We start from the raw sequence: 24,090 nt of genomic DNA on the forward strand, positions 1-24,090 counted from the left end.
TCTCGGCCGAGCAACTCCGCCCAATAGGGAGCCACCCGATTGGTAACATACGGTGGTCGCGCTGTCACCCAAATCAAGGACATTAGAAGCGTAATCCGCAAACCGCCACCTTTTCCGCCGGTCTGCCCTGCGGTGCGAAGCAGAGTTGCTAGTGGCGTGAGGTCGGTACTCCCTTCCGGGCGCTCAACGAATGAACGCCGGAGAGGACACGAGTCTCGCTTCACTGCCTGCGCTAGCGGGTTTACCATGGCCCACTTCCTTAATCTTTGCCTTCGAGGAACGGGAGGGTATAAGCTTTCGTCAGGAACTGATGCGATCTGATGGAAGGTACCTCTATAGGGGTCCCGTTAAGGCTATATTACATCTTCCGTAGAGGTACAGACAAGGGCCCCGTTCCCAGATCCTCCGACTATCCGTCCTACCGCGCGATCCCCCGCAGCAGCCGCGTCACCGTCTCCTCCACCCGCTCCGCACTCAACGGCTGACCGATCAGTGCGGCATACGACGCCATGGCGATGAGCTGGTCGGCGATCGCGTCGGCATCCACGTCGGCCCGCACCTGCCCGTCGACCTGACCACGCGCGATCCGTTCAGCGACCCACGCCCGGATCGGCGCCGCGAGCCGCTCATTGAGTGCGAGCCCGAGTTCATGGTCTGTGGCGGTCACCGCGATCAGAGCCCGCGCGAGTGCCACACCCTCGGGTCTCGCGATCCCGGCAGACATCGCGGAGAACCAGGAGTGCAGGTCGGCCCGGAGGTCGTCGCTCGTCGCGACGGATGCCTCCGCGAGAGGTATCTCTCCCTCGAGCAGCGCCTCTCCGAGGATCGCCGCCTTCGACGGCCACCAGCGGTAGATCGTCTGCTTCGAGACTGCCGCGGATTCCGCGAGTCCCTCGATCGTCACGGCCTCGTAGGAACCACCCACGACGGCGGCGCGCATCGCCTCGAGCACGGACTGGCGCGCGGCTTCACTTCGGGGGCGGGGCACCTGACAAGGCTACTCAGGTGCGGGGCCGCTGCTCTCCGCGATGGTGCCGTCGCCGCGGAGGATAGAGTCGCCGCATGGGGGAATCCGTGGCAGCCGAGACATCCGCACAGCGCGTTCCGACGCTCGCACTCACCGTCTTCGGGTTCGTGCTCTTTCCAGTTGTGATGGCGGCCGTGCAGGCGGCGATGATGATCCCTCACCTGCCCGACTCGCAAGCCGGTCTCGGATGGATCCTCTTTCTCATGATGATTCCGTCGGTCATCACGGGGATCGTCTCGGGTCTGACCGCTGCGCTCGGCGCATACATCGGCAGGCGCATGTCGACGAACGCGGCGGGCGGATCCGTCGGGTGGAAGGTCAACGCCGGAGCGGGCCTCGGAGGAGCGCTGGGCAGCGTGCCATTCCTGCTCTATGTGGCCTGGTGGTACCAGAACGGGCCCGGGCCATGGATCCTCGTGCTGGGGTACATCGCGATCTTCGGTGCATACGCGGGGTTCACCGCGCTCTGGATGAAGCGCAGACGCCGGACCGTGTGACTCACGTCGATGCCCTGGAGGTTGCTTCGAGCCTCGCGCGGATCTGACGTTTCGCGCTCGACAGACGAGATCGAGCGGTCGACGGCTTGATCCGCAGCACGGCCGCTGCTTCATGCGAACGCAAGCCATCCCAGTAGACGAGCCGCACGAGCTCCGCGTCATCGGCGCTGAGCGACTCGATCGCTTCCCTGACCTCCGCTGACAGGCCGTCGCTGTCGGAGGTCGGATGCATCGAGCGCGCATCCTCGACGAACCGCTGGACGGCCGCTGAGCGCCGGGCAAGCGAGCGTCGCGAGTTCAGCAGCACGTTCCGCGCGGTGGCGAAGAGCCACATCCGGGCATCGAGCTCATCGGCCGGCATCTTGCGCCTGATCTTCCACGCGGTGAGAAGCAACTCCCCATAGGCCTCAGCGGCGTCGGCTGAGTTCAGCATCCGTCGCTGAAAGTAGCGAGACAGATCCTCGCCGTTCCGGCGGATGAGGGCATCGAACCGGGCGGCTGATTCACCGCCGCCCATCAACGGCACTCCGTCGACTGCGAGTAGAGGCTGACCTCGTGTCCTGGCGACATCTCATGTCCGCGAGCTTCGAGTTCCGCGAACAGCGTCTCGGCGACGACGCGGTTGACGGCGTCGCGCGTCACCTCGGTATCGCTGGCCTCGATCGGACTCCGCTCACCGTCTTCGTCGACGGCATTCGCGTAGTCGTCGCGCACCGCAGCCTCTGCTGCCGTGAGGTCGAGGGCTTCGAGGTCCATCGTGCCGACGATCGTCTTCGCGTCTTGCACGATCGGGTCGTCCTCGGCCAGGCCTTCCCATTTGACCAGGAATCCTTGGAAACATGCCGAGCCGTTGGTGCTCTCGATATTGAAGACGTTGTCGGCGACCCATCCCCACGGCGTCTCGTTGCCGCCACCTGCCATCGCGACCGAACCCCCGCCGATGGCCACGATGCCGGCGACCGCTCCGACCACCCAGCGCATGCCACGCCCTCGACGCTGCCTGGCCTCTCGCAGGATTCGAGTGCTGTGAGCGTCGAGGTCGGCGGGCGTCGTGACCTGCGGTGCGGCATCGCGCAGTAGCGTTCCGAGCTCGTTGTCGTTCATCGATGCAAGCCTCTCTCGCGGACGTCTTTTGTGCAGTACATGTCCGCAGGGCTGCGTATTGTCCGAGCTGTCAGAAACTCGCCGGACTTCTGCCGCCGGCACGCTCACAGACGCGGCCGATAGCTCTGCATCCCCGCCCCCGACACGAACTCCGAATGATCGTGGTCGCGAAGGCCGCGATCCGGGTTAAGCCGACGATCCGGCGAGGAAGACCGCGCGGAGTTCCGACGAGGCGATGACTCTCGGGAGCCCCAAGAACGCCTCCAGCGGTTGGTCCTAGATCACAGAATCTAGGACTCGACCTCTGGAGGTTGCGTCACGACCCCTCTCTCAACGAAGAACGCGCGACGCCGCTCAAATCTCGCAGGCGGTCGAGGAAGGTCTGACAGCGGAGGCAGCCCCGTCTCCGATAGACCTTTTCGATAGTCCCAGTAGTCCTCGGGGCTTCGCTCGGCGTGGTCTAGCGCAGAGACGATATCCGGGATAGCGCCGGCGGGATCGATAGCCCAGAGGCGAATCAACGAGAGCACCCGCACCCTCCGATACGGCGTTACCCCCTCGAGCAATTTGCTGCGGGCGTAGATGTCGCCAGAGACGCGGCGGTCCGGCATGTACATCTCGTCAGGTACGTAGTCGTAGAGGTGATCGACTTCCAGCTCGACCAGTTCAAGGAGTTCGTCCGCCCCTGGCACAAGGCTTTGCTCCAGCAACACACGCGCCTCTGCTTCGAGCGTCGGGCCATGCACAGATTCGCTCACCTTGTCTAGCTCGGCGCGCCTCCAACGATGGGTCTTCGCTGCAGCGTTCACCCAGCGCGTCAACGCTCGCGCTTCCGTCACCGCCATGTCCTGCATGCGCTCTTCGCTTGCCCGGCGATCGCGGGTGTGTTCAGCCGCTACTCGTTGCTCCTCAACCTGATTGGCGAGGAGAGTTGCGCGATGTGAGATGACCAGTGCGACGACGGACACAAATACTGTGACGAGGCCTAGAGCGGTGGGAATCCAGATCTCGGCGAACCACTGGAAGAGGTCATGGTCTAGTGCGGCAGGCACCGGGCTCGCTTGTTCGATCAATGGGTTCCTTCGTGTGGTGAGATTTCACGGCGTGTTCGATAGCTCAAAAATAAGCAAAAGCCGCATTTGGTGCACGATCGAACGTAGATGGTGGACAAGTCCGCCGAGACCGAAGCCCCGGCCCTCACGCAGAGAACACCGGGGCTTCGATGTGCCGGGATCAGCGGTTAGAAGGGTGGATGCTTGCGGCATCAATCGCACGGAGTTCTTCAACCGTCAGGTGGTAGGCATCGACATCGAAACGACGCTCACGCGGCTTCATGATCCTCCGGAACTCGGTGAGCATCCGCATGTAGGCCTCAAGCATGCGCATGTGCGAGTTCCCGTTGTCTGCCGCCTCGGCCTGAGGCTGGAGCTCGGACCACCGGTTCTTATCACGCATCTGGTACCGGACGTACCGCGCCATGTGTCCTTCGAGCGCGTTGTTGTGGTCGAAACCGCGAAAGCGCAGTCCATAAAGCAGCCCCTCGTCGAGCTTCTCCCCCTTCTTCTGGAGGCGCTCGACGCTGAAGGTGATGATCCGGAACATCTCGAGGATGTCGACCACCCGCCTGCAATCCTGCAGCGAAAGCTCGGTTTCAAAGCCTGCCACCTCGAGCCAGTACTCGCCAGCGAAGCCGGACTCGAGGATCGCTGCCCTCTGAAGCTGGTCCTCCAATTTGCCTTCCTCCCCGTTCGCGTCCTCGGGGAGTACACGACCCAGAATCCTGTGCAACAACGACAGGACGAGGCGGTCCCTCGTTGAGAACGACTCCGGTGCCGGCTCGTCGCCGTGCTCCACCGAGACCGGGACTACAAACTCGAGCAGACGGTCGCGGACGAACTCACTGATGGAAGCGCCTTCGGCCTCCGCGAGGTGCCTCAGCCTCTCGTAAACGTCGTCGTCCAGTCGGACGTTCAATACTGCCATGATCTTCCTTTCGCGTATGACGTGTTTGTCATCTTGTCATACTAGATTACATTCGCATGTCGCAGAGGGCAAGAGGCCCGAGTCGAGGCGAACGACCATGGCGATCTCCGAATACCAGAAGGCCGAAGTCCTCGCGCTCCACGCCGCGGGACACGCACACGACGAAATCGCTCGCCGTATCGACATCAGCGCCGGATCCGTCACCAACATCTGCCACCACGCCGGTCTGACCTTTGACCGGTCAGAGACGAAACACGCAACCGAGGCGCGTGCCGTGAATCTCGCGGCGGGTAGCCGCGGACATATACCGCGGTGAGACTCCGGATGAGGCTTGACGAGATCGAGCGGTCCGCGTCTCGCGCGCAGATCCACTACACGTCCGGCGCACTCTCAGCCCGCATCCTGAGGCGTGAGGTCATGTCATCGGTGCACACAACGCCGAGGCCGTCGGACGCATCCAGGGTTCGACGGTGGCGCTCGCGTGCGTCGATGAGGCGGCGCTGCTGCCCGAGGCGTTCTGGAACATACTCGTCTCGCGACTCCGTATCGAGGGTGCACGTCTTCTCGCGACGATGAACCCGGCGTCCCGGAACCACTGGATCGTCCCGGGCGCGGCGATGAACCTCATCTCGTTCCACTTCACGAAAAAGGACAACCCGAACGTGCCGGCCGAGTACATCGACGACATGGCACGGTCCTTCGCCGGGGTCTTTTACGACCAGATGATCAAAGGCGAGTGGACGAACGCCGAGGGCGCCGTCTACCCGATGCGAGCGCCGGCCCGTCACGTCATCCCGTTCGAGCAGATGCCGCGGCTCCGCGATGTCATGGGGATCGGGATGGTCTACGGCACGACGAACACGACCGCAGCGCTCATGCTCGGCGTCACCGACGATCAGAAGGTCGACCGGTACGGGCCGCCTCGAGCGGCATCTCGGCGGTCCGGGGGCGCATCAGCTCGTCGTCGTCGAAGCCGCCCCGGGCCCTGACCGGGTGGGAAGACCCAGAAGGTGGAATCGTTACGGTGGAGCCATGAGTAACGACGTTCACAATGTGCTGGCGGCTTTGTCCACCATCTCGGACCCATGGCAGCCCCACCGTCTGACCAGCATCAACGATTACGACGTGAAGGTCGTCAAGCTTCACGGCGAGTTCGTGTGGCACACGCATCCCGACACAGACGAGCTCTTCCTCGTCGTGAGCGGCGAGTTGACGATTCAGCTCCGTGACCGCGACGTCGTTCTCGGGCCCCAGGACATCTTCGTCGTCCCCAAGGGTGTCGAGCACTGCCCCAAGGCCGAGAACGAGGTTCAGGCGCTGCTGTTCGAACCGCACGGAACGGTCAACACCGGCGACGCCGGAGGGGATATGACCTCGCCCCTTCGCGAACTGGGCGACGATGACCGATCCGATCGGGAGTGAGAGATGTTGATTCGACACCGCGACCTCGAACCGTCGGTCGATCCGGAGGCGTACGTGGCTTCGTCAGCCATGCTCGTCGGTGACGTCAGAGTTGCTGCCGGTGCTCGCGTGCTCCACGGTGCGGTCCTCAGCGGTGAAGACGGGTTCGTGTCCATCGGCGAAGACACCGTCATCATGGAGCACGCCCTCGTGCGGGGCAGGGCCACACACCCCGCAGTGGTGGGAGCCGCCGTCATGGTCGGCCCCCACACGCACATCAACGGCAGCACCATCGAAGACGAGGCGTTCATCGCCACCGGGGCATCGCTGTTCCCAGCGAGTGTGATCGGTGCAGGTGCCGAGGTGCGAATCAACGGCGTCGTCCAGGTGAACACCACCGTCGATCCTGGGATGGTCGTGCCGATCGGCTGGGTCGCCGTGGGGAACCCGGCCCACATTCTGCCGGCTGACCGTCACGATGAGATCTGGGAAATCCAACGGAAGTTGGACTTTGTCGGCACCGTCTATGGGGTCGGCAACGACGCGTCGATGCGTGACGTGATGCGCAGCCAATCGCAGTTCTACGGGCACCACCGCGATGACGTCGCTCTCGACCAGAGCTGACGGCCATTCTCGGACGCCATGACCAGTTGATCGGGGCGTCGAGCCCCGACTCGCGGTAGCGGGTGAGCCCTTGTCCCAGAGTGATCAAGCACCGCCCATAGACCGGTACCGCTGCATCACCGCTCCCGACCCGAACTCCCGCCGCTCCACCAGTTCGAGTCGCACCCGCTCACTCAATCCGTCGAGCAACCGCGGCCCATGCCCCGCGAGCACCGGATGCACGACGAACGTGTACTCGTCGATGAGTCCGAGTTCGGCCAGCGCCAACGGAAGCGTCACGCCACCGACCGACAGCCCGTCACCCGGCTGCGCCTTGAGCAAGCGCACCGCCTGTCCGAGGTCGCCGCGCACCAGCTCGGCGTTCCAGTCGACCGCATCGAGCGTGCTCGACACGACGTGCTTCGGCATCCGGTCTAGGGCATCCGCGAACGGATGCTCCCATGACTCCATCCAGTCGGGCCACACTCCGGATGCCGGGCGACGCCAGGCCGACTGCATCATCTCGTAGGTCACACGGCCATAGAGCACGGCATCCGCCCGCTGCATCTCGGCGGTCCAGAAGCCCATCAGCTCTTCATCGGGCGCGACGCCCGCCTCGTGGTGCACGCAGCCGTCGAGCGTGACGTTGATCGCGTAGCGCAGCGGTCTCATCTCGCCGATCTCCTTCGATGCGGGCATGTTCCCGGCCCCACAGCTGAGACCGGGATGCCTCAGGCTAGCCACGCGGCACCACCAGCCACCACAGAACCGGTGTATCAGAGCTTTGTTGTGCGCTCCAACTAAAGCGTTATAGTCTGGACAGCAACCTCCGACGAAGAAGGGCCCCGATGCACGACCACCTCCGCGATACCTTCGAGCGTCTCACGCGAGTGCGACGTGACCGAATCGCGCCGCTCATCCATCAGCACGTCGCCGACGTCGACGTGTCGTCCTGGCTCGTCGCCGACGACGGCGAGCCCGTCACGGCGCGGCATGCCCTCGGCCTGGGCGACGACGCGGGGCGCGCACCGGCGTCGTACTCGCCCTTCGAGGTCGGCAGCCCGTGGGGCCAGGCCTGGGCGACGCGCTGGTTCCACGTCGAGGGGCGGATTCCCGCCGACGTGTCGGGCGAGGTCGAACTCTTGTTCGACCTCGGCTGGTTCGACCACTCGGTGGGTGGCCACGCCGAGGCACTCGTGCACTCGCGCGACGGCGTGCCGGTGAAGGGCTTGCACCCCAAGCAGCGCTGGGTGCGCGTGCACGGCACGAACACGCATCCGGCCATCGCGAGCGACGACGACGGTTCGGTCGACCTCTACATCGAGGCCGCCGCAAACCCGCTGCTTCTGGGCCTTCCTCCCTTCGTCGTCACCGAGCACGGCGAGAAGGGCGCTCCCGACTTCGAGGAGTTCATTCTGCGCACGGCCGAGCTGGCCGTGTTCCGCCGCGAGGTCTACGAGTTCGCCGTCGACCTCGACGTGTGCGGCGAACTCGTCAAGACGCTCACTCCCGACTCCCCCCGCTACTGGCGACTGCTGCGCGGCATCGAAGAGGCGCTCGACATCTACGACGAGCGCGACGCCGTGGCATCCGCCGTCACCGCCCGCGCGGTGCTGGAACCGCTGCTGGCACGGCCCGCCCACGCGAGCACCCTCGAGGTCACCGCGGTGGGGCACGCGCACATGGACTCGGCCTGGCTGTGGCCGCTGCGCGAGACAGTGCGCAAGCTCGGTCGCACCGTCTCGAACGCGCTCGCCCTGCTCGACAGCGACCCGACCCTGATCTACACGATGACGTCTGCCCAGCACTTCCACTGGCTCGAGACGCACTACCCCGACCTGTTCGAGCGCGTCTCGCGCTATGTGGCCGAAGGCCGCTTCGTGCCGGTCGGCGGCATGTGGGTCGAAGTCGACGGTGTGATCCCGGCCGGCGAATCGTTCGTGCGGCAGATCGTGCTCGGCAAGGCGTACTTCGCCGACCGCTTCGGCCTCGACAGCCGCGAGGTGTGGCTGCCCGACTCGTTCGGCTACAGCGGCGCCCTGCCGCAGATCGCACGGCGCTCGGGGTCGGATGTCTTCCTCACCCAGAAGATCTCGTGGAACGACACGACTGTCTTCCCGCACCACAGCTTCTGGTGGGAGGGCATCGACGGCACCCGCGTCTTCACGCACTTCCCCCCGGCCGACACCTACGCCGCGAGCGTCACGGCCGATGAGCTGGCGCACACGGTCTCGAACTTCAAGGACAAGGCCATCGCGACCCACGCCCTGCTGGCCTACGGCTATGGCGACGGCGGTGGCGGACCCACCCGCGAGATGGCCTCGCGTCTGCAGCGGTTCGCCGACCTCGAAGGCGCACCCCGGGTGACCTCGCGCTCGCCTGAGGACTTCTTCCGCGACGCCGAGCAGGAGCTGCGCGACCTGCCCTCGACGTCGGCCATCTCGCCCGTATGGCACGGCGAGCTCTACCTCGAACTGCACCGCGGGTCGCTCACCTCGCAGCAGGCGATGAAGCGCGGCAACCGTCGCTCCGAGGCACTGCTGCGCGAGGTCGAGCAGGCCTCGGCCGCCGCCTCGATCCTCACCGGCGCCACCTATCCCGCGGCCGAGCTGCAGGAGATCTGGCAGGGCGTGCTGCTGCACCAGTTCCACGACATCCTGCCCGGCACCTCCATCGCCTGGGTGCACCGCGAGGCCCGCGACTTCTATGCCGAGACCGAGGCGCGCCTCGAAGAGCTGCTCGAGCGCGCCACCTCGCGACTGCAGGATGCCGGGGCGTTCGCCCCGGCATCCGAGAACCTCTCCACGGCCACCGAGGTCGTGGAGGATGCCGAGCGCACCGTCCTCGATAACGGCATCCTGCGCGTCGAGTTCGACGAGACCGGACACGCGACCTCGCTGCGCACCGCGAACGGCACCGAGTACATCACCCGCGGCGCTCGCCTGAACGAGTTCGTGCTGTTCCGCGACGAGCCCGTGCGCTGGGACGCGTGGGACCTCGACCGGCACGTGCTGCGCCACCCCCGCCCCGTGCACGACGTCACCGAGATCGAGACAGTGCGCGACGGCGACGATGTGGGTGTGCGCGTGGTCCGCTCGTTCGGAGACTCGCACCTCACCGCGACCACCTGGTTGCGCGCGGGCGCCGAACAGCTCGAGACCGAGGCCGAGATCGACTGGCGCGAACGCGAGCAGCTGCTCAAGGTCGCCGTGCCCTTCGCTATTCGCGGTCGCACGGCGAGCTTCGAGGCCCAGTACGGCAACTCCGAGCGCCCGCTGCACGCCAACGACGCGGGCGACGAGGCGATGTTCGAGGGCGCGCTGCAGCGGTACGTGCACGTCGCAGAAGGCACACGTGGTGCGGCGGTGCTCGCCTCGACGATCGCCGGCGCCGACGCACGCACCGACGAGTCGGGCATCGGCACCACCGTGCGGCTGTCGCTGCTTCGCGGGGCACGCTTTCCTGACCCCGACGCCGATCTCGGCATCCACCGGTTCGCGTGGGCCGTGCGCCCCGACGCCTCGCTGCCCGACGCGGCCGAGGCGGCTCGGCACTTCGCCCGCCCGGAATCGGCGCACCCGGGCCTGCCGACACTGGCATCGCTCGACCTGCTCGGCGGGCACGCAGTGATCGACTGGATCAAGCTCGCCGAGGACGGCTCGGGCGACGTGATCGTGCGGCTCTACGAGACGCAGGGTGCCCGCGCCTCGGCACGCCTCTCGGTGCATCCTGCGCTGGGCGACCGCACTGTCGCCGAGACGGATCTACTCGAGCGCCCGGCTCCGGCAGACGGCCCGCGGCTCGCGCTGCAGACGGATGCCCGCGCGACCGCCGCCTCCGGCGCGCTGCTCGATCTCGCTCCGTACCAGCTCTGCACTCTCCGCCTGACCTCCGCGCGATGACCGCGCGGACCTTCGAAAGGAAACCTTCAATGACGATGAGAAGACCTCTTGCCCTGACCGCCGCAGTCGGGGTCGGCGCGCTCGTGCTCGCCGGATGCGCCGGCGCCACGCCGGGTGCCGATGGCGACACCGCGGGCGAGATCACGTTCCAGACCTGGAACCTCAAGAACGACAAGTTCACCCCGTACTTCGAAGACCTCATCGCGGCCTTCGAAGACGAGAACCCCGACGCGAAGATCAAGTGGGTCGACGCGCCGGCCGAGGGATATCAGGACAAGCTGTCGGCGGATGCTGCAGCCGGCAACCTGCCCGACGTGGTCGATATGGGCCCCGAAGCCGCGTACACGCTGGCCCAGGCCGGCGTGCTCGACGACATCGCCGCGAGCGACGCCGAGGCCGAGGACCTCTATCTCGACAAGGCATGGGAGGCCATGACGTTCGAGGGCCTCGGCGGCGGCACCTACGGCTACCCGTGGTACCTCAACACCGGTCCGTCGTTCTTCAACACCGCGCTGTTCACCGAGTGCGGCCTCGACCCCGCGACGCTGCCCACCGGCTACGACGAGCTGTTCACACAGGCCGAGACCCTGACGGCGACGTGCCCGCAGGCGTCGATGATCGCGCGCATGCCGGCCATCGAGAACTTCGGCGAATACGGCGTCGACCTCATGAACGACGAGGGCACCGAGTTCACCTACAACAGCGACAAGGGCGTCGAGTTCGTGCAGCGCTTCGTCGACCTGTACGCCGGGGCCGGCCTCACCGAAGAGTCGCTCAACAACCTGCAGACCGCCGAGGTCGACGACTTCAAGGCCGGTCGCCTCGCCTACCTGCCCGGCAGCTCGTACACCTACAACGACCTGAAGGAATCGGCTCCCGACGTCTTCGACTCGCTCGGCATCGGCCCGCGCATCAACGACTCGAGCCCCAACATGTACATCGAGTCGCTCGTCGTGAACGCAGGCAGCGAGAACGTCGAGCTCGCCCGCGAGTTCGCCAAGTACGTGACGAACTCCGAGAACCAGCTCGCCTTCGCGCAGGCCGCATCGGTCTTCCCCTCGTCGGAGGGCACGCTCGACGACCCGTACTACACCGAGGATGACGGCGACGGTGCGACGGCCGTGCGCCTCGAAGCCGCAGCGCAGGTGCGCGAAGCGGTGGTCTGGTGGCCGGCAGCCTTCTCGGGTGGACCGGATGCCGCGACGCTCCGCGAGGAGATCGCCCTCGCCGTGCTCGGCGAGAAGACCGCCAAGGAAGCTCTCGACGCATCCGTGGAGTACTCGAACAACCGGCTGGCCGCGACACGATGACGTCAGCAATCGACGCTCCGACCCGGCGGGAGGCCCCAGCCTCCCGCCGGCCGGGGCGGCGCGCGAGCACCCGTCGGTCGCGCGCCCTCGACACGCACCGCTGGGGGCCGACGCCCTGGCTGTTCCTCGCCCCGGCGCTGCTCGTGATCATCTGCTTCATCGTCGGACCGTTCGTGTCGACGGTGCAGCTCGCCTTCACCGACTCGCTGCTGCTGCGCGCCGGAGAGTTCGTCGGCCTCGACAACTTCGTGCGCCTGTTCGGCGATCCCCGCTTCGGCACCGCACTGCTCAACTCCACGCTCTACATGCTCGTGGTCGTGCCGTTCATGGTGGTGCTGCCCCTCGTGCTCGCGACCCTGGTGGCCGGCGCCGGGCGCTTCCTCGGCTTCTTCCGCACGGCCGCCTACCTGCCCGTCATCATGTCGCCCGTCATCGTCGGTCTCATCTGGACGAACCTGCTCGACCGCCAGGGCCTCGTCAACGAGCTCTTCGCGACCCTCTCGGTGATCTCCGAACCCATCCCGTTCCTCACCGACCGGTGGCTGCTCATCTTCTCCGCCATGTTCGTGACCATCTGGATGGGCATGGGCTACTACATGGTCATCTACCTCGCGGCGCTCGCGAACATCGACCCCTCGCTCTACGACGCCGCCGCGATGGACGGCGCCGGCCGCATCCGCACCTTCTTCAGCGTCACGATGCCCGGAGTCCGCAACACGATGGGCCTGATCGGCATCCTCTCGTCGGTCGCCGCGTTCCGTGTGTTCGGGGAGGTCTACGTGCTCACCGGCGGCACCGGTGGCGTCGGCGGATCGGCCCTCACCATGACCATGCTGATCCAGCGCGAGGGCACCGGCCTGCAGGCGCAGACCGGATACGCCGCCGCGATCAGCCTCGTGATGTTCGTCGTGCTGGGCGCTCTGCTGCTGCTCCAGCTCGTCTTCCAGCAGAAGCAGGCCAACCGATGAGCGACCTCCTCTTCGCCGGACGCCGCACCGGAGCCACCGAACCCCCCACGCCTCCCACGTTGCCACCGCGTGCTCCCTCGCAGCGCCGCCGCAAGAAGCGCGGCCTCTCGGCATCCGTCTCGCGCTACATCGCCCTGACGATCATGGTGATCGTGCTCGCCGGCCCGCTGGTGTGGCAGCTGTCGCTGTCGTTCAAGGGCGAGGGCGACGACCTGTACGCCCGCCCGCCGCAGCTGCTGCCGTCGGACCCGACTCTCGACAACTACACCGACGTGCTCGCTCGCGTGCCGGTGCTGCACTACGTGGCGAACTCCGCGATCGTCGCCGTGATGGCCATCGTCGGCAACGTCGTCGGTGCCACGCTCGCCGGCTACGCCCTGGCCCGCCTGCGGTTCCGCGGTCGCGGCGTCGCACTCGGACTCATCATCGCCGCGCTGCTGATCCCCATCGAGACGGTGCTCATCTCGCAGTTCCTCGTGATCCGCGGCATGGGCCTCACCAACTCCCTGATCGGGGTCGTGCTGCCCACCGTCGTGTCGGCGCTGAACGTGCTGCTCATGCGCAACGCCTTCATGAGCCTGCCCGAAGAGCTCGATCAGGCCGCTCTCGTCGACGGCGCCAACGCGTGGCAGCGGTTCTTCCACATCGCGGTGCCGCAGGTGAAGGGCGTGATCACGGTGGTCGCGATCTTCGCGTTCGTCGGCTCGTGGAACGACTTCCTCTGGCCGCTCATTGTGCTCTCCGACGAATCGAACTTCACCCTGACCGTGGGCCTCAACAGACTGCGCGGCACGTTCACCGACGACCCGCAGCTGATCGCCGCCGGCACGATCATCGCGCTGCTGCCGATCATCGTGTTCTTCGCGGCGCTGCAGCGGTACTTCTTCAAGGGTCTCGAAGCCGGAGGGCTCAAGGGATGACGTCACCAGACACCTCGGCACGCGTCGAGCAGGCGCTCTCGCGCCTCGACTTCACGCAGCGAGTCGGGCAGCTGAACCAGCGCCTGCTCGGCTGGCGTGCGGTCGAACGCACCGCGAGCGGATTCCGGATCACCGACGAAGGGCGCCGCGAGATCGATCGGTGGGGCGGCCTCGGTTCGCTCTACGGCCTGTTCCGAGCGGATGCCTGGTCGGGGCGCCGCTGGCAGAACGGCATCCTGCCCGAGGACCGCGCCGAGGTGGCCGCGCTCGTGCAGGACGAGGTGCGTCGTGCAGGAGGACTCGGCGTGCTGCTGAGCGAAGAGGCCCCGCACGGCCACCAGGCACTCGGCGGCACGATCATGCCCGTGCCGCTCGCCTCGGCCGCGACCTTCGACCCCGACCTGATCCGCGAGGCCTCGGCCGCGGTCGCCGCGCAGCTCGCCGCGAGCGGCGTGCACCTGGCTCTCGTCTCGACACTCGACCTGCTGCGCGACCCGCGCTGGGGTCGCAGCGAAGAGTGCTTCGGCGAAGACCCGCTGCTGGCATCGCTCATGACGACCGCAGTCGTCGACGGGATGCAGGGCGCGGGGCGCGAGGCCGTCGGCGGTGCCGGCGTCGCCGTGGTGCTCAAGCACCTCGCCGCGCAGGGCGAGTCGATGGGCGGACGCAACGGGCAGTCGTCGGTCATCGGCGAGCGCGATCTCGCCGAGCTGCACCTGCCGATGGTGCGAGCCGGCGTCGACGCCGGAGCCCTCGGGTTCATGGCCGCGTACAACGACATCGACGGCATCCCCTGCTGCGCGAACCCGGCACTGCTGCGCGACCTGCTTCGTGATGACTACGGCTTCGACGGCATCGTCATGGCCGACGGATTCGCCGTCGACCGCCTCGAGGCACTGACCGGCGACCTGCCCGCGGCGGGGCGCCTCGCCCTGCTCTCGGGCGTCGACCTCTCGCTCTGGGACGAGGGATTCAGCAGCCTCGACCGGTTCGCCGACGACCCCGAGGTGCGGGCCGCGGTCGACACCGCGTGCCGGCGCGTGCTCGAACTCAAGGACCGGTTCGGACTGCTCGAACCGGTGGCACCTGCGCCCTCGGCTGATGCGCTGCGCGAGTCGATCGAGCTCGGTGAGCGGCTCTCACGTCGTGTGGCCGATGCCTCGCTGGTGCTGCTGGAGAGGGCCTCCCTGCCGTGGTCTGCCGACGGCATCGGCGACATCCTCGTCGCCGGCCCGTTCGCCGACGATCACACCGCTCTGCTCGGAGACTACGTCGCACCGCTGCGCGACGGCGCACCGAGCATCGCCGACTCCCTGCGGCGAGCGCTGCCCGACGCCACCGTGCACGTCACGAACGATCTCGACGAGGCCGAGTCGCGGGCCCGAGACGCGGATGCCGTGGTGCTGGTCGTCGGCGGCACGAGCCACCGCTCGTACGACGACGACTTCGCCGACAACGGCGCGCTGGCCTCCGTCGCGGCTGCCACGAGCGGCGAGGGCGTCGACCTGGCAGACCTCGACCTGCCACCCGAGCAGCGCGCGCTGATCAGCCGGGTGGCCGCGGCGACCTCCGCCCCCATCGCGGCGATCGTGGTGGCGGGGCGTCCGCACGTGCTCACCCCTCTGGTCGATGCCGGTACCGCGATCGCCTGGGCGGGCTTCCCCGGCCCGCACGGCGGCGACGCGGTGGCCGACGTGCTGCTCGGCGTGCGCTCGCCCACCGGGCGCCTCCCCTTCACGGCTCCGCGATCGAGCGGTGTCGTGCCCGTGCACCACAACGACCGTCACGACGCCTCGTCGGTGTACCGCGACGTGCCCGACCCCGTTCTCTTCCCGTTCGCTGCGGGCACCGGATACGCCGAGCCGCAGGCATCCGATCTGTCGGTCGAGGCCCACAGCGACGGTCTGGCCGTCTCGGTCACCGTGACGAATCCGCACGACACCGCCGTGACCGCGGTGCTGCCCGTCTTCGTGCACCGACGGGGCGGCATCGTGCTGCCGCGTCGGCAGGAGCTCGTCGGAGTGATGCGCGAGCAGATTCCTGCGCGAGGCGACCTGCGACTGCGCCTCGACCTTGCGGCATCCGCCGTGCGGGCACCCGCGGTGCGCGCGTCTGACGTGCCGGAATCGTGGGTGCGCATCACCGTCGGCGATCTCACCCGCGAGATCCGTCTCGACTCGGCACGGGGAGGTCCCGTCACGATCCACTGATCGCCCTCACTCGCACAGGTGCCCAGGAACCCCGCTCGCACACGACCCCATCGACACGCTCAACGAGGAGAACCGTCATGACCCCACCCCGCACCCCGTCGCGCACCGCCCGCTTTCGCCGCTGCGCGCTCGCGACCACCGGCGCATCCGTCGCCCTGACTCTCGTGGCCACCGGCGCCTATGCCTCCGACACCCTGCCCTGGGAGGGCGAGAGCGCGGTCGGCGCCAACCAGCCCTATCAGCACGGGTACACCGCACCCGATGTGCTCGACTGGGACCCGGCATCCGACCCCTACGCCGAGATGCTGCGATCGCATGTGCCGCTGCAGCAGCGCAACGACCCGAACGCCGAGTCGCAGCGCAACCCCGAGCTGTCGGCCGACACCCAGATGCTCACCCTCGCCGGCGACTACGGCAACGCGTTCTTCGAGAGCCACCAGCAGACCAACGAGTTCAGCCAGTACCTCTTCAACTTCTGGCAGTACACCGACATCTACGCGCCGTGGCACGGTATGGCCAGCGCCGGCACGCCGCCCGAGCTCTACGACCCCTCACTGGAGTGGACGCAGAAGTGGTTCGAGTTCGGGATGCTCAACCTGCCGAACCCCGCCTACACGAACGCCGCCCACGCCAACGGCGCACTCTCGCTCGGCTGCATCTTCTTCTCCACCAACGACCGCGGTGACCAGAGTTACCGCGAGCTGCTCGTGCGCGACGCCGACGGCGGCTTCCCCGTGGCCGACAAGCTCATCGAGATGGCGGAGTACTTCGGCTTCGACGGGTACTTCATCAACCAGGAGGAGTCGGCCGGGGTCGCCGCGGCCGATGTGCCCGTGTACAAGGAGTTCATCAAGGCGCTCCGCGCCGGCGGCGTGTACGTGCAGTGGTACGACTCGACCGACAGCCCCTCGGGCGAGCTGCGGTACCAGAACGAGTTCAACGCCGTGAACAGCCCCTGGGTGCAGGATGCCGAGCAGGGCCGGGTCTCCGACTCGATGTTCCTCAACTACTGGTGGAACGCCGACATGCTCACGGCGTCGCGCGATCACGCGGTGTCGCTCGGGCTCGACCCGTACGAGACCGTGTACACGGGCGTCGAAGCAGGCGGCGACCAGTTCGACCAGGAATACGACCTCGACCAGATCTTCGACGAGACCGGCGTCCCGAAGACGTCGATCGCGACGCTCGGCGCCGACTTCGTCTCGTCGGACTACGCGAACAAGACCGACGACGCGATGCAGTGGGAGGTCTTCGACCGCGAGCGGCGCTGGTGGACGGGCTCGTCGACCGGATCGACCACCCCCGAAGAGGGATGGGACGGCGTCTCGAAGTACATCGCCGAGCGGTCGGTCATCGACGGCACGACCTTCGCCACATCGTTCAACACCGGCCACGGGCTGGCGAACTGGACCGAGGGCGCGCTCACGAGCGAGGCCGAGTGGGGTGACATCAACCGCCAGGACATTCCGACGACCTGGCAGTGGTGGATCGACTCGGCGAGCGCGACGCCCCTAGTCGCCGACTTCGACTACGGCCCCGAGTACGTCCCGGCCGAGCGGTTCTCGTACCAGCCGGTCGGTGGTTACACCGGCGGCAACTCGCTCGTGCTGAGCGGCGCGCTCGATGCGGATGCCACGGTGCGGCTGTTCCAGACCGACCTCGACGTCACCTCGACGTCGACCGTCGAGCTCACCTACACGAAGCCCCGCACCGACGACTCGGAGCTGCGGGTCGCGGCAGTGTTCGCCTCGGCACCCGATGAGGTCGTCGAGCTGCCGGTCGCCGACAGCGGCCGGGCGACCGACGGATGGACCACCGCCAGCGTCGACCTCGGCGCCCACGAGGGCGACCGCATCATCACGCTGGGTCTGACCGCGGGTGCCGGAGCCGCGCCGATCGCCGACTACCAGGTGAACGTGGGCGCGCTGCGCGTGCTCGACGGCACCTCGCAGACGCCGGATGCACCGAGCGGACTGGCCGTCGACGAATACCTGCCCGACACCGGTGAGGCGTATGTCTCGTGGGATCTCGAGTCGTATGACGACGTGCGTCGGTACGAGCTGTTCCTCGACGACGAGTTCCTGGTGGGCGGCTACGACGAGCGCATGTACGTGAAGAACATGCCGGCCCGCAGCGGTGAGCTGCGCCTCGTCGCCGTGTCTCCCGACGGCACTCGCAGCGACGCGGCGACGCAGCGCTTCGACGTGACCAAGGCCGTCACCGGCATCACCGCCGAGCAGACCGGCGACGAGCTGACCGTCTCGTGGACCGCGGCCGAGCGAGGCCGCAGCGCGGCCGACATCACCGTGCGTTCGACCTCGGGCGAGACCCTCGCCACGACGGGCGTGAAACCGAACCGCACCACGGCGACCCTGACGGGCCTGCCGCAGGACGGCACGGAGTACGTGATCGAGATCGCGACGAAGGGCAACCACGTCGCGGCGACGCTGCGCGGCGCACTCGTCGACACCACGATCGAGGCGTACCCGGCCGAGGCGGTGACCTTCGGCGATCGCAGCATGGTGATCACCCGACCGACAGCATCGGACTGGAGCACGCTCACGATTCTCGAGGACGGGCAGCCGCTGAACTTCGCGACGACGTACAGCCAGGGGCCGCGACCGTACATCATCCGGGGTCGCACGACCCTCGCGGCGATGAGCCCGCAGCTCGCCTCGAACACCAGCCGCGTCGTGGCGGTGCTCGAGGACTACTCCGGCAACACCGTCGAGACGGTGCTTCGCGAAGGCGAGTAGACCGCACCCCCGGTCGTTGAGCGAAGCCGACGTCGACCGCACCCCCGGTCGTTGAGCGAAGACGACGAAGTCGCCTGAGACGAAACGTCGCGAGCCGACCTCGCAAAGTCACCACGTTCCGTCTCGCTCGGCTCCGCCGGGCTCGCTCAACGACCGGGGGTCCGCCCCACGGGCCTCGCTCCACGGACCGAAAGGTCCCGGTCGTTGAGCGAAGACGACGAAGTCGACTGAGACGAAACGTCGCGAGCCGACCTCGCAAAGTCACCACGTTTCGCCCCTCGGGTTGACCTTGCCCCTGCGTCAGTGTTTACGCTCGATCGACATGACCCTCACCCTGATCGACAGCGCGACAGCGACCGCCCGCATCCTCGACGCACCCTCGGAGTCACGCGAAGACCTCGTCCGCGAGATGTGGGAGCCGATGGCCGGCATGTACCACTTCATCCCCGGCGGACCCGACCTGGCGTCCGTGCACCGACAGAACTTCGGCTTCGAGACGGACGGCGACGCCGACGGCCGGACCGGTCAGTTGCGCGAAGGGCTGGATGCTCTCATCGCAGCCGATGCCTGGCCACGGATAGAGGCGGCGCTGCACAACGGGATCGCCGCCCTCGAGGCATCCGTCCCCGACCTGACCGTGCCCGACCTGACCGTGCTGCTCGTGCTGGGCGACCCGACGAACCTGCACTTCGTCGACGAGGTGCAGGGCCTCTCGGGCTTCGGCGGCATCAGCGGATACATCAGCTTCACCCTCTGGCCCACGCCCCGAGTGCTCGACCAACTCGAAGCCATCGCCGTGCACGAGCTGCACCACAACGTGCGCTACTCGCCCGGCGGGGTCGTGTGGGATCCGGCGACCGTGACGGTCGGCGAGCACGTCGTGTCCGAAGGTCTCGCCGACGTGTTCGCGACCGAGCTCTACGGCGATGCCGGGTACACCCACTTCGTCGCCGACGAGACCCGCACTGACGACGCTGTGCTGGCGAAGGTCGCGAGCGGACTCGACGTCACCGGCATGCAGGACTTCGCCGCGTGGGTGCTGGGCGACGCGACGGCCCGGATGTTCGACTCCGCGCCCGTCGGGCTGCCGACCGGTGCCGGTTATGCGGCGGGCGCCCGGATCGTCGAGGCATACCGCGACGAGACAGGGCGGAGCGCGGCCGAGGCGGTGCACGTTCCGGCATCCGAGATCCTGGCCATCGCGTTGCCGAGGCTAGGACTCGGGCCCGGAGGATCCCGCACCGTCTGACCACCATCCGACCTCTGGAGCGCTCGATGGAGTGGACCGTCAACGAACTCGCCGAACGGGCGGGCATCACCGACCGCGCCCTGCGGCACTATCACCGCATCGGGCTTCTCCCTCCCGACCGCATCGGCGCGAACGGTTACCGCTACTACGGACCCGACGCGGTCGCGCGGCTGCAGCGCATCCTGCTGCTGCGAGACACCGGCATGGGTCTTGCCGAGATCGCCTCGGCGCTCGACGCACCGGCTCAGCCCACGAGCGAGGTCGCCGCACTGCGGTCGCATCTCGACCAGCTGGCGGCGGAACGGGATGCGGTCGACCGCCGCATCGCCGCAGTCGAGCACACCCTGTCGATGCGCGAGCAGGGACTCGAGCCTCGCATGGACGTGATGCTGCAGGGGTTCAACGACGCGTACGAATCAGAGGTCGTCGAACGGTGGGGGCGTGACGCCTTCGATGCGTCGAATCAGTGGTGGCACGGCAAGTCCGTGCGCGCGCAGCGCGAGTGGAAGGAACGGGCCGAGGCGCTCGTCGCCCGGTGGCGCGAGCTGGAGGAGGCGGGACACCCGGCGGATGCTCCGGCTGCTCGAGAGCATGCCGCCGCGCACCTCGCCTGGTTCGCCGAGATCCCCGGAACACCCACGCACGCCGGCGATGCCGAGAACTCCCGAGCGATGGTGCTCGGCATGGCCGAGATGTACGAGAGCGACCCCGCGTTCCACGTCACCTTCGGGACGGCCGCCGCGGCGCGTTTCGCGGCGGAGGCGCTGCGCCGCGCTCTCGAGTCGGATTGATCCGGTCGTTGAGCGAAGACGACGACGTCGATTGAGACGAAACGTAGAGAGCCGACCCCGGAAGGTCACCACGTTTCGTCTCGCTCGGCTCCGCCGGGCTCGCTCAACGACCGGGGAACGCACGGTCGTTGAGCGAAGACGACGCAGTCGACTGAGACGAAACGTCGCGAGCCGACCTCGGAACCTCACCACGTTTCGTCTCGGGCCGCTCCGCGGTCCTCGCTCAACGACCGACGCACGGTCGTTGAGCGAAGACGACGAGGTCGACTGAGACGAAACGTCGCGAGCCGACCCCGCAACCTCACCACGTTTCGTCTCGCTCGGCTCCGCGGGCCTCGCTCAACGACCCGGGAACGCACGGGCGTTGAGCGAAGACGACGAAGTCGACTGAGACGAAACGTCGCGAGCCGACCTCGGAACCTCACCACGTTTCGTCTCGCTCGGCTCCGCCGGGCTCGCTCAACGACCGGGGAACGCACGGTCGTTGAGCGAAGACGACGAAGTCGACTGAGACGAAACGTCGCGAGCCGACCCCGGAAACCTCACCACGTTTCGTCTCGGGCCGCTCCGCGGTCCTCGCTCAACGACCGGGGAACGCACGGTCGTTGAGCGAAGACGACGACGTCGACTGAGACGAAACGTCGCGAGCCGACCCCGGAAGGTCACCACGTTTCGTCTCGCTCGGCTCCGCCGGGCTCGCTCAACGACCGACGCCCGGTCGTTGAGCGAAGACGACGAAGTCGACTGAGACGAAACGTCGCGAGCCGACCCCGGAAACCTCACCACGTTTCGTCTCGGGCCGCTCCGCGGTCCTCGCTCAACGACCGGGGACGCGCGGATGTGAGAAGAACGTAACGCGGGGAGTACGACGCAGATACACCGCGGAAACATGGATACCGAACGATGTCCATCAATGGATACATCATTGGCCACATCGCAGGATCCGGGCTCCGAGCGCCGGCGTCCCGCCCGCATCCGCGTCTATGAGCAGCTGCGGGCCGAGCTGCTCACCGCGGCGTATTCGCCCTTCCACCGGTTCACCGAAGAGAACGTCGCCGAGCGCTTCGAGCTGTCTCGCACCCCGGTGCGCGACGCCCTGGCGCGACTCGAAGCAGACGGCCTCCTCGTCAAGCGCGACGGAGCGCTGTACCGCTACATGCCCACGCTCGAGGAGTTCACCGACCTCTACGAGCTGCGCATCCTGCTGGAGTCGCAGGGCATCGATCGCGCCCTCGACGACCCGACGATCACGCATGAGCGGGCTCAGCTCACCGCCGAGCAGGACCTCTGGATCTCTCGGCTCGAGGCGGGCATCACCCCCGATCCCGGTTTCGTCGACGCCGACGAGCACTTCCACCTCGCGCTCCTGGGCGCCGCGGGAAACCGCGAGCTGGTCGGTGCGCTGGAGCGCGTGAACCGCCGCATCCGCCCGATCCGCATGCACGACTACCTCACCCAGGACCGGGTCGACGCGACCATCACCGAGCACCTCGAGATCCTCGAGCTCGTGCTCACCGGGCGCCTCCGCGAAGCCCGAGACTTCCTGCGCACACACGTCGGCCAGTCGCAGTCGATCGTCGAGGCCCGCGCAGCCCGCGCCATGCAGATCTCCCACATGAACCCCGGATTGGACCCGCACCGATGATCACCCTCTCCTCTTCCGAATCCGTCTCCGCAAACATCGCGGCACTCGAGACCGCGCTGGACGCGGCGCCGGCCAGCATCTGGATCACCCGCCGCAGCGCCGAGGAGATCCAGGCGGATGCCGAGAGCGTGCGCGCCCGCGTCGCCGAGGGAACGGCTCTCCCTCTCGCCGGTCTGACGTTCGCCGTCAAGGACAACATCGACGTGGCCGGCATCCCGACCACCGCCGCACACCCCGCCTTCGCCCGGGTCCCGGCGAAGAACGCGACCGTCGTCGCTCGGCTGCTCGACGCGGGTGCCGTCCTCGTCGGCAAGACCAACATGGATCAGTTCGCCACGGGACTCGTCGGCACACGCAGCCCCTACGGCATCGTCACGAGCGCGCTCGACCCCCAGCGTGTCTCCGGCGGATCGAGCTCGGGATCCGGCGCCGCCGTCGGGCACGACCTCGTCGACTTCTCGCTCGGCACCGACACCGCGGGCTCGGGGCGGGTCCCGGCCGCCTTCAACGGCATCCTCGGTGTGAAGCCCACCCTCGGACTGCTGCCCCTCGACGGAGTGCTGCCGGCATCCCCCTCGTACGACACGGTCTCGGTCTTCACCCGCACCACCGGCCTGGCCGCCCGCGTGATGTCGGTCGTCGCAGGCCCGTCGTCGAGTGATCCGAAGAGCAGGCCGTGGGCGCTCGACGCCCCGCAGGCGGCACCTCCGCGACCGGTGATCGCCGTGCCCCGACGCGCCGACCTCGCCTCTCTCTCACCGGCGGTCCTGACCGCGTTCGACGAGACGATCGCGCGCTTCGAGGCGCTGGGCGCCGAGACCCGCACGATCGACATCGCTCCGTTCCTGGCCACCGCCCGGCTCCTCTACGGCGGCGGCCTGGTCAGCGAGCGGGCCTGGTCGTACGGCGCCTTCCTCGCCGCACATCCGGAGGAGGCCGATCCCTCGGTCGCCACGATCGCCGCCCGCGCCGGAGAGATCGACGGCACGACGGTGATCGATGCCCAGCAGGCCGTCGCCGCCGCGACGCTCCTCGCCCGGGAGGTGCTCGACGGCACGGATGCCCTGATCATCCCGACCGCGCCGATCCACCCGACCGTCGCCGAGGTCGCGGCCGACCCGCTCGGCGTGAACAGCGCCGTCGGCACCTTCACGAACTTCGTGAACCTCATGGACATGGCGGCCGTCGCCGTGCCGACGGGCGAGGTCGCCGGCGAGGGCCACTTCGGCATCTCGATCGTGACGCCGACCTTCCACGACCAGGTCGCACTCGATCTCGCAGCCCGCCTGCTCGGCGAGTCGGAGCCGGATGCCGCGCTCGACGTCCCGGGCGTCGACGTCGCCGTCTTCGGTGCGCACCTCAGCGGCGAACCGCTCAACCCGCAGCTGCAGGCTCTCGGCGCCCGGCTCATCGGCGAGGTGCGCACCTCGGACAGGTTCCGGATGCTGCTGGTCGAAGGCGCTGTCGACCGACCGGCGGTCATCCGCTCGACCGAGGGCGCAGAGCTCCCCGGCGAGCTGTGGCGCCTGTCGCCCCTCGCGCTGTCGACGCTGCTGCGCAGCATCGCCGCTCCTCTCGCGCTCGGCGAGATCGAGCTCTCCGACGGCTCGTCGGCACTCGGCTTCACCGCATCCGTCGACCTCACCGAACGAGACATCACCGCCTTCGGCGGCTGGCGCGCCTATCGCGCGGCATCCGCACTCCCCGTGACCGCCTGACCCCTG

At 67.7% G+C, this 24,090-nt stretch carries 21 protein-coding genes; 15 read left to right on the forward strand and 6 right to left on the reverse strand.

The window, feature by feature from the left end; all coding sequences use genetic code 11:
• Positions 1-418: 418 nt before the first annotated feature.
• Entirely contained in the window at positions 419-988 is a 570-nt protein-coding gene (locus ACZZZN_RS14305) for a TetR/AcrR family transcriptional regulator (RefSeq protein WP_463505803.1), read from the reverse strand.
• Between the two features lie 74 nt (positions 989-1,062).
• Here ACZZZN_RS14305 and ACZZZN_RS14310 point away from each other — a divergent pair, with 74 nt between their 5' ends.
• Positions 1,063-1,524: a hypothetical protein gene (locus tag ACZZZN_RS14310; protein ID WP_463505804.1), complete on the forward strand. Its 462-nt coding sequence runs from the start codon at positions 1,063-1,065 to the stop codon at positions 1,522-1,524.
• A 1-nt stretch (position 1,525) separates the two neighbouring features.
• On the opposite strand, the gene ACZZZN_RS14315 is transcribed toward ACZZZN_RS14310, so the two are convergent.
• The 4 genes from ACZZZN_RS14315 to ACZZZN_RS14330 all read right to left on the reverse strand — a co-directional run bounded on the left by ACZZZN_RS14315 (position 1,526) and on the right by ACZZZN_RS14330 (position 4,611).
• Complete coding sequence (locus tag ACZZZN_RS14315) at positions 1,526-2,041, reverse strand: RNA polymerase sigma factor (protein WP_463505805.1); 516 nt, start codon at positions 2,039-2,041, stop codon at positions 1,526-1,528.
• Complete coding sequence (locus tag ACZZZN_RS14320) at positions 2,041-2,628, reverse strand: hypothetical protein (protein ID WP_463505806.1); 588 nt, start codon at positions 2,626-2,628, stop codon at positions 2,041-2,043. Before ACZZZN_RS14320 ends, ACZZZN_RS14315 begins: the two co-directional genes overlap by 1 nt.
• A gap of 290 nt (positions 2,629-2,918) precedes the next feature.
• Positions 2,919-3,701 carry a hypothetical protein gene (locus ACZZZN_RS14325; protein ID WP_463505807.1) on the reverse strand — a complete coding sequence of 261 codons (783 nt, stop codon included), beginning with the start codon at positions 3,699-3,701 and terminating at the stop codon, positions 2,919-2,921.
• Positions 3,702-3,861: 160 nt separating this feature from the next.
• Positions 3,862-4,611, reverse strand: a complete 750-nt coding sequence (locus tag ACZZZN_RS14330) for a YfbU family protein (protein ID WP_463505808.1) — start codon at positions 4,609-4,611, stop codon at positions 3,862-3,864.
• A 97-nt stretch (positions 4,612-4,708) separates the two neighbouring features.
• Here ACZZZN_RS14330 and ACZZZN_RS14335 point away from each other — a divergent pair, with 97 nt between their 5' ends.
• From ACZZZN_RS14335 to ACZZZN_RS14350, 4 genes are all read left to right on the forward strand, one after another.
• Complete coding sequence (locus ACZZZN_RS14335; protein WP_463505809.1) at positions 4,709-4,927, forward strand: hypothetical protein; 219 nt, start codon at positions 4,709-4,711, stop codon at positions 4,925-4,927.
• 154 nt (positions 4,928-5,081) lie between these two features.
• The gene (locus ACZZZN_RS14340) at positions 5,082-5,600 is read left to right on the forward strand and encodes a hypothetical protein (RefSeq protein ID WP_463505810.1); all 519 of its coding nucleotides are present in this window, start codon (positions 5,082-5,084) and stop codon (positions 5,598-5,600) included.
• Between the two features lie 43 nt (positions 5,601-5,643).
• Positions 5,644-6,033: a cupin domain-containing protein gene (locus ACZZZN_RS14345; RefSeq protein ID WP_463505811.1), complete on the forward strand. Its 390-nt coding sequence runs from the start codon at positions 5,644-5,646 to the stop codon at positions 6,031-6,033.
• A gap of 3 nt (positions 6,034-6,036) precedes the next feature.
• Positions 6,037-6,636 carry a gamma carbonic anhydrase family protein gene (locus ACZZZN_RS14350; RefSeq protein ID WP_463505812.1) on the forward strand — a complete coding sequence of 200 codons (600 nt, stop codon included), beginning with the start codon at positions 6,037-6,039 and terminating at the stop codon, positions 6,634-6,636.
• A gap of 84 nt (positions 6,637-6,720) precedes the next feature.
• Here the strand turns inward: ACZZZN_RS14350 and ACZZZN_RS14355 are convergent, their stop codons facing one another.
• Positions 6,721-7,287, reverse strand: coding sequence for a dihydrofolate reductase family protein (locus ACZZZN_RS14355; protein WP_463506602.1), 567 nt, complete (start codon positions 7,285-7,287; stop codon positions 6,721-6,723).
• A 176-nt stretch (positions 7,288-7,463) separates the two neighbouring features.
• Between ACZZZN_RS14355 and ACZZZN_RS14360 the strand changes: the two genes are divergently transcribed.
• The 10 genes from ACZZZN_RS14360 (at position 7,464) to atzF (ending at position 24,084) form a co-directional block, all read left to right on the forward strand.
• Complete coding sequence (locus ACZZZN_RS14360) at positions 7,464-10,517, forward strand: alpha-mannosidase (RefSeq protein ID WP_463505813.1); 3,054 nt, start codon at positions 7,464-7,466, stop codon at positions 10,515-10,517.
• A gap of 29 nt (positions 10,518-10,546) precedes the next feature.
• Positions 10,547-11,827 (forward strand): ABC transporter substrate-binding protein, encoded by a 1,281-nt coding sequence (locus ACZZZN_RS14365; protein WP_463505814.1) that lies wholly within the window; start codon positions 10,547-10,549, stop codon positions 11,825-11,827.
• A complete protein-coding gene (locus ACZZZN_RS14370; protein ID WP_463505815.1) occupies positions 11,824-12,795 on the forward strand; it encodes a carbohydrate ABC transporter permease in 972 nt (323 codons plus the stop codon). Before ACZZZN_RS14365 ends, ACZZZN_RS14370 begins: the two co-directional genes overlap by 4 nt.
• Positions 12,792-13,715 carry a carbohydrate ABC transporter permease gene (locus tag ACZZZN_RS14375; RefSeq protein WP_463505816.1) on the forward strand — a complete coding sequence of 308 codons (924 nt, stop codon included), beginning with the start codon at positions 12,792-12,794 and terminating at the stop codon, positions 13,713-13,715. The genes ACZZZN_RS14370 and ACZZZN_RS14375 overlap by 4 nt, the downstream gene beginning before the upstream one ends.
• A complete protein-coding gene (locus ACZZZN_RS14380) occupies positions 13,712-15,925 on the forward strand; it encodes a glycoside hydrolase family 3 N-terminal domain-containing protein (RefSeq protein ID WP_463505817.1) in 2,214 nt (737 codons plus the stop codon). Before ACZZZN_RS14375 ends, ACZZZN_RS14380 begins: the two co-directional genes overlap by 4 nt.
• 77 nt (positions 15,926-16,002) lie before the next feature.
• Positions 16,003-18,681, forward strand: a complete 2,679-nt coding sequence (locus ACZZZN_RS14385) for an endo-beta-N-acetylglucosaminidase (protein WP_463505818.1) — start codon at positions 16,003-16,005, stop codon at positions 18,679-18,681.
• A 322-nt stretch (positions 18,682-19,003) separates the two neighbouring features.
• Entirely contained in the window at positions 19,004-19,930 is a 927-nt protein-coding gene (locus ACZZZN_RS14390; RefSeq protein WP_463505819.1) for a DUF2268 domain-containing putative Zn-dependent protease, read from the forward strand.
• Positions 19,931-19,956: 26 nt separating this feature from the next.
• Positions 19,957-20,721 (forward strand): MerR family transcriptional regulator, encoded by a 765-nt coding sequence (locus ACZZZN_RS14395; RefSeq protein ID WP_463505820.1) that lies wholly within the window; start codon positions 19,957-19,959, stop codon positions 20,719-20,721.
• 925 nt (positions 20,722-21,646) lie between these two features.
• Complete coding sequence (locus tag ACZZZN_RS14400; protein WP_463505821.1) at positions 21,647-22,366, forward strand: GntR family transcriptional regulator; 720 nt, start codon at positions 21,647-21,649, stop codon at positions 22,364-22,366.
• Positions 22,363-24,084, forward strand: a complete 1,722-nt coding sequence (gene atzF / locus ACZZZN_RS14405; RefSeq protein ID WP_463505823.1) for an allophanate hydrolase — start codon at positions 22,363-22,365, stop codon at positions 24,082-24,084. The genes ACZZZN_RS14400 and atzF overlap by 4 nt, the downstream gene beginning before the upstream one ends.
• Positions 24,085-24,090 lie beyond the last annotated feature (6 nt).

The organism is Microbacterium sp. AC145, from assembly GCF_979258505.1.